This window comes from Mesorhizobium sp. M0833 (genome assembly GCF_040319905.1).
Classification (GTDB): Bacteria; Pseudomonadota; Alphaproteobacteria; order Rhizobiales; family Rhizobiaceae; genus Mesorhizobium.
Map to the genome: position 1 here is coordinate 1 of NZ_JAMYOQ010000070.1, position 5482 is coordinate 5482.

The 5482-nt window shown below is 60.1% G+C and carries 5 protein-coding genes and 5 pseudogenes; 2 read left to right on the forward strand and 8 right to left on the reverse strand.

The window, feature by feature from the left end; translation table 11 throughout:
* Positions 1-86: 86 nt before the first annotated feature.
* A pseudogene (gene ald, locus NKH98_RS32610) lies at positions 87-1154 on the reverse strand (alanine dehydrogenase).
* A gap of 155 nt (positions 1155-1309) precedes the next feature.
* Between ald and NKH98_RS32615 the strand changes: the two are divergent.
* The gene (locus NKH98_RS32615) at positions 1310-1450 is read left to right on the forward strand and encodes an AsnC family transcriptional regulator (protein WP_352904282.1); all 141 of its coding nucleotides are present in this window, start codon (positions 1310-1312) and stop codon (positions 1448-1450) included.
* 19 nt (positions 1451-1469) lie between these two features.
* Here the strand turns inward: NKH98_RS32615 and NKH98_RS32620 are convergent.
* The 5 genes and pseudogenes from NKH98_RS32620 to NKH98_RS32640 form a co-directional block, all read right to left on the reverse strand.
* Positions 1470-2320: pseudogene (locus tag NKH98_RS32620) on the reverse strand (aldehyde dehydrogenase family protein).
* 13 nt (positions 2321-2333) lie between these two features.
* Positions 2334-2453, reverse strand: a pseudogene (locus NKH98_RS32625) (carboxylating nicotinate-nucleotide diphosphorylase); the annotation flags it as partial.
* The gene (locus NKH98_RS32630) at positions 2450-2620 is read right to left on the reverse strand and encodes a hypothetical protein (protein WP_352904286.1); all 171 of its coding nucleotides are present in this window, start codon (positions 2618-2620) and stop codon (positions 2450-2452) included. The gene NKH98_RS32630 and the pseudogene NKH98_RS32625, both read right to left, overlap by 4 nt.
* Before the next feature lie 294 nt (positions 2621-2914).
* A pseudogene (locus tag NKH98_RS32635) lies at positions 2915-3338 on the reverse strand (FAD-binding protein); the annotation flags it as partial.
* Positions 3248-3919 carry an FAD-binding protein gene (locus tag NKH98_RS32640; protein WP_352904283.1) on the reverse strand — a complete coding sequence of 224 codons (672 nt, stop codon included), beginning with the start codon at positions 3917-3919 and terminating at the stop codon, positions 3248-3250. The gene NKH98_RS32640 and the pseudogene NKH98_RS32635, both read right to left, overlap by 91 nt.
* Here NKH98_RS32640 and NKH98_RS32645 point away from each other — a divergent pair.
* Positions 3900-4310, forward strand: a pseudogene (locus NKH98_RS32645) (IS30 family transposase); the annotation flags it as partial. The gene NKH98_RS32640 and the pseudogene NKH98_RS32645 sit on opposite strands and share 20 nt — an antisense overlap.
* A 103-nt stretch (positions 4311-4413) precedes the next feature.
* Here the strand turns inward: NKH98_RS32645 and NKH98_RS32650 are convergent.
* The gene (locus NKH98_RS32650; RefSeq protein ID WP_352904284.1) at positions 4414-5085 is read right to left on the reverse strand and encodes a GntR family transcriptional regulator; all 672 of its coding nucleotides are present in this window, start codon (positions 5083-5085) and stop codon (positions 4414-4416) included.
* A gap of 56 nt (positions 5086-5141) precedes the next feature.
* The coding region (locus NKH98_RS32655) for a M24 family metallopeptidase (RefSeq protein WP_352904285.1) at positions 5142-5482 on the reverse strand (341 nt) is incomplete at its 5' end.

Sequence of the window (5482 nt, forward strand, 5' to 3'; positions counted from 1 at the left end):
CCGCACCGGGCAAGCCGCGTGAACCGCTTCGACGCAAAACTGAAGCGGACAAATGATGTGCTACCAAACCCGGACAACTTGATTTGCTACCGACACGCGCGGTTGGTGATCTTGCCCTTGTGGACATTCAGGCCGTTGCGCAAATGATGATCGTCGACCAGCGCCTTCAGCCCCTTATCGGCGAGTTGCAGGCCATAATGCAGCGTCGCGTTGTTGAGTGCGTGGGCCCGAAGTGACCGGCACCGCGCCCGGCATGTTGGCAACGCAATAGTGAATGACGCCGTCTACCTCATAGGTCGGCTCGGCATGGGTTGTGGCGTGCGAGGTCTCGAAGCAACCGCCCTGATCGATGGCGACGTCGACCAGCACGGCACCTTTCTTCATGCCGGACAGCATTTCGCGGGTGACGAGCTTCGGCGCGGCGGCACCGGGAATCAGCACGGCGCCGACGACGATGTCGGCCGAGAAGCATTCTTCCTCGAGAGCCTCGATGGTCGAGTAGCGTGTGTGCACACGGCCCGCGAAGAGGTCGTCGAGCTGGCGCAGACGCGGGATCGAGCGATCGATGATGGTGACGTCGGCGCCAAGACCGGCCGCCATCCGTGCCCGTGCAGGCCGACGACGCCGCCGCCGAGCACGGTGACCTTGCCGGGCAGCACGCCGGGCACGCCGCCCAGCAGCACGCCGCGGCCGGCATGGGCCTTCTGCAGCGCCGTGGCGCCCGCCTGGATCGATAGCCGGCCGGCGACTTCAGACATCGGCGCCAGCAGCGGCAGGCCGCCACGGTCGTCGGTGACCGTCTCGTAAGCTATTGCGGTGACGCCGGAGGCGAGCAGGCCTTGGTCTGTTCCGGATCCGGAGCCAGATGAAGATAGGTGTAGAGAATCTGGCCGTCGCGCAGCTGGACCCATTCGTTGGGCTGCGGCTCCTTGACCTTGACGATCATGTCGGACTTGGCAAACACGTCGGCGGCCGTCTTGGCAATCGTGGCGCCGGCAGCGCGGTAGGCGTTGTCGTCGGCGCCGATGCCGGCGCCAGCGCCGGTCTCGACCAACACTTCATGGCCATGAGCGACATATTCGCGGACCGAGCCCGGCGTCAGCCCGACGCGGTATTCGTGATTTTTTGATTTCCTTGGGGCAGCCGACGCGCATTTTTCTTCTCCTGATCCGGCCCTTGGGGCTCGACCCTGTATTGGCGGAGTGAACCACGAATCGGTCCGCAAGTGTTCGCGAATACGCTTGCGCTACGGGGCGTGGTTCGATCATTCTTGCACAAAACAGCAGAATTATCGCAGGAATCCTGAGAAATGCCGCTCGACAGGATTGATATCGCCATTCTCGAGACATTGCAGAGGGATGGGCGGACATCTAACAATGCGCGCCGGATCCGGGCCGGCTCGAACCCCACGGTTCCGGATGATCTGGTGGCTGCAACGGAGCAGTCGTAGGCCCGGGTATGCTACGGTGCTAAAGGCCTCCCATGCAGAGGTACTTCATTTCGAGATAATCCTCGAGGCCGTGACGCGACCCCTCCCGGCCAATCCCTGATTGCTTCATTCCGCCAAAGGGCGCGGCCTCGGAGGACATGCGTCCCGTATTGATGCCGACCATGCCACATTCGAGCGCTTCGACAACGCGCCAGACACGCTTGAGATTGGAGGCGTAGAAGTAGGCTGCAAGAGCGTAGATGGTGTCATTGGCCTCGCGCACCACCTGGTCGGGATCATTGAAGCGGATGAGAGGAGCCAACGGCCCGAAGGTCTCTTCCTGTGCGACCCGCATTGTCCTTTCGACCCCTGTGATCACCGTCGGCTCGAAGAATGTTCCCGATTGCCGACACGGCTGCCACCGCAACGGATCTTCCCACCCTTGCGCACGGCATCGCCAACATGGTCTTCAATCTTTGCAAGGGCGCATGTATCGATCAGCGGGCCGATCGTGACATCGGGCTCGAAAGCGTCACCGACACGCAATGCACGGACACGCTTCGTGAATTTTTTGGCGAATTCATCATAGACGCTGGACTGCACGTAAAGCCGATTGGCTGAAACGCAGGTCTGGCCGGCATGCGAAACTTCGCCTGTACCGCACCATCGACGGCAGCATCGACATCTGCATCATCAAAAACGATGAAAGGAGCGAAGTTCGAAGCTGGTTCTTTTGATCTGGTCCGAACACTGCCTCATGAGCAGCCGCCCGACCTCGGTCGACCCAGTGAAGCTGATCTTGCGAACCTTCGAGTTCGAGCAAAGTTCACGCCCAACCGCATCGCCTTCCGATGCGTAGATGGCCTTGGGGTTTCGCCAGGCAGCGCCCATGCAATAGCGGGTGGCGATGGTTCTTCGGCACGATCGCGTCGGTCGTCAGATTACCCCCCCGGCCGAGATCCTCCAGAAGTGCTGCCCGCACCAAAGGCTCAAGCAGGATTGTGGCAAGCGGCGAGAGGTTCATTGCCCAAACTCTTCAAGCGTTGACGAACATGCGAGTTCCCCGGCCGTCGTCAAGGCTTCATTGAGCGTGAGCCTGGAGCGGCGGGCGACGATCGCACGATCGGGAAAGTCAGTGCGGTAATGAGCGCCGCGGCTTTCTTGGCGCAGCAAGGCGGCAATTGCGATCATCAGTCCAACTGCCGCGGGATCGGACGCCGCATCGTGGCGTTTGGCCAGCGGAAGCAATGCGCTCACGGCCTCGCGCAAGCCATCTCGTTTCACGCCAAGGCTGCGTGAGAGGAGAGGGCGCAAGGGAAGTGGATCGGGCGCCGGAATTTCCCGCGCCGTCGATCGTGTGCTGACACCGATGGGAGATCCTGCCACGCTTTCGGCGACCCAGCGCGCGCATACGATCGCCTCGGTCAGCGAGTTGCTGGCAAGCCCTTTGGCACCGTGCAGTCCGGTCGAGGCGACTTCGCCGCAGGCCCAAAGTCCGGCAACGGAGCTACGTGCGTCCTGATCCACCGCGACGCCGCCCATGTGATAGTGCTGGGCCGGCCGTATGGGAATGAGCTCGCGTCGGGTCGATGCCGGCGCTGCGGCAGGTTGCTGCGATTGTCGGAAACTGCCGCGCGAATGTCGGGCCGGGCTTTTGTCGTCCGTCGAGGAAGACACGGTGGCCGTTCGAAAGATGCGTCCAGATCGTGCGCGCCACCACATCGCGCGGCGCGAGTTCAGCGTCATGCAAGTCTTCAAGGAAGCGCTGGCCTGTTTCGTCGACAATCGTCGCGCCTTCGCAGCGAACCGCTTCGCTGATCAGCGGCATCGGGCGATCCGGCCCGTCGAGCGCCGTCGGATGAAACTGGATGAATTCCAGGTCGGCAAGGACCGCACGCGCGCGCCGCAAGCGCCAGCCCCTGTCCGCAGTTGCCGAGCGGGTTTGTCGTGTCGTGGAACAGGCGGCCAATCCCCGCCGGTGGCGAGGACGACCCGTCCTGTTCCCAAGAATACAGGATTCATCGAACAGCTTGCCCAAACGCCGCGGACCGTATTGTCCTCCACAGCCAGCCGACGCGCCTCCACACCCTCGATGACTACAATCGAGGGATGAGAACGCACAGCCTCGACCAGCGCACGCATGATTTCCTGTACCGCTGCCGTCGCCGCCGGCATGAACGATGCGCTGGCGGCTGTGCGCGGCCTCCAATCCCAGCAGCAGTGCTCCTTCAGGCGTTCAATCGAAGCGGGCCCCAAGGTTTGCCAGGGTCCCAATCGCGTTCGGAGCGGCATGGAGGATGCGCTAACGATTTCCGCGTCGTACAGCCTATCGCCGGCAGCGAGCGTGTCGGCGAGGTGCAGTACCGGATCGTCGTCAACGCCAAGGCTGGCAGCCAGTCCGCCCTGTGCCCACACACTCGATGCCTCAATCCGAGCCGTGTCCTGGACAAAAAGAAGCACTGGCTCAGGCGAACGGGTGAGCCGCTTCACGGTCTTCCTGCGTAACAACGACCGGCAGTCGCGGCGCGATCATGGACGGCTTGATTGACGTGCTTGGTCCCCTTCTCCACTCCGCCCGTCGATCGATCACCTTCGACCGCGGCACGGAGTTCACAGACTGGCCGTACCTTCAGGCCGGTCTCGGCGTGCAGACATGGTTCTGCGATCCGCAGGCGCCGTGGCACAAAGGCACGGTGTAAAACACCAACCGCTGCGCTCGCAAATGGCTTCCGCGAGACACCGATCCATTGTCGATCGAGCGTCGCGACCTGCACCAGTGTGCGCCCATCTCAACTCGACGCCCCGGAAATGCCTCGGCTTCAGAACACCGGCCGAAGTCTTCCGTCAGAAGATACTGTCGGCCAATCGGGGAACGCGTTAACCTGCCGCATTGCCAGGTCGCACTTCAGCGAGAACTCACAGCAGACCACCATTGGCTGGGTCACCCGCTCGCGGTGCGGCTTTTGACTTTTTCACTCCGCGATTCATTGCGCGGAAATGACTTTGTAAATGCGATCAAATGCCATCGCAGCCTGGTTTCGTCTGCGGAAGCCGAAGCCGCGTAGGTCGCCGCGCTGGAGTACAGCAATCAGTTCTCGCAGTTCGGACGAAAGAAGTTCCACCTCTTGATCCCAGTCTAATTTAGGCACGCAGCTAAGCCAAATTCTACCAATCTCGAAGTACAGCTGCTCAGTTATCTCGCGCGCCCTAATATTTGAGATAGTGCCTGCGAGCGCTTCTTCAATTTCACGATGTATCCTGCCTAGCAAATAAACGTCATGATTTGACTGAAGCTGCTTAGCCTCATCGGCCAATCTTTGCAGTGATTGAATGGTTACTCCGGGAATCGGCAATTCTATAAATCTATAAAGATTCTCAGCCAGAACCATTCTTACTTCATATATCTGGCTGAGAGTTTTTGAATCGACATCCGTTACGGTAGTATAGGAACCCTGAGATCGCACCAGAAGGTGTTCGAATTCCAGGCGCTGAAGCACTTTGCGAAGGGGTGTCCGACTGATCCCGAACTCAGCAGCGAGGGTGTTCTCCGACAACTTTGTTCCCGGTGAATACTCTAGTAGAGCAATACGATTCCGTAGAATCTCATAAATCCCCGATGCCGTATTGAAAGATTGTTCAGCTTCGATAACCTTCATCGCCTTCGCAAAACCTATTCTCTAAGCGGCTTCCAGAGATAACCTTGGCGAAGCTACTAAACCTCAGCGAGGTCTCTTGGGGAATTCGTCACGAAAACACCGCCGGACTTCTCAACCAGCGCACAATCCGACAAGAAATTATCGTTGCCCGCGTTATCCGTAATCCATGTGAGCAGGTGGAATACCATCCCCTCCCGGATCTGGACAGTGCTCGCCCCATGCAGACTGTTTATACCAGGGCCGCCTGTCCAGGTCGGAGGAAATGAGATCCCGACCGTGTAACCGCAATGCTCGAGCCTCGGGAACGCCTTGGATGCATCAAGATGAGCCCGCCATGCAGCATGCACATCCGACGCGGGAACACCTGGCTTCAGCGCATTCAAGGCCTTGAGATGTG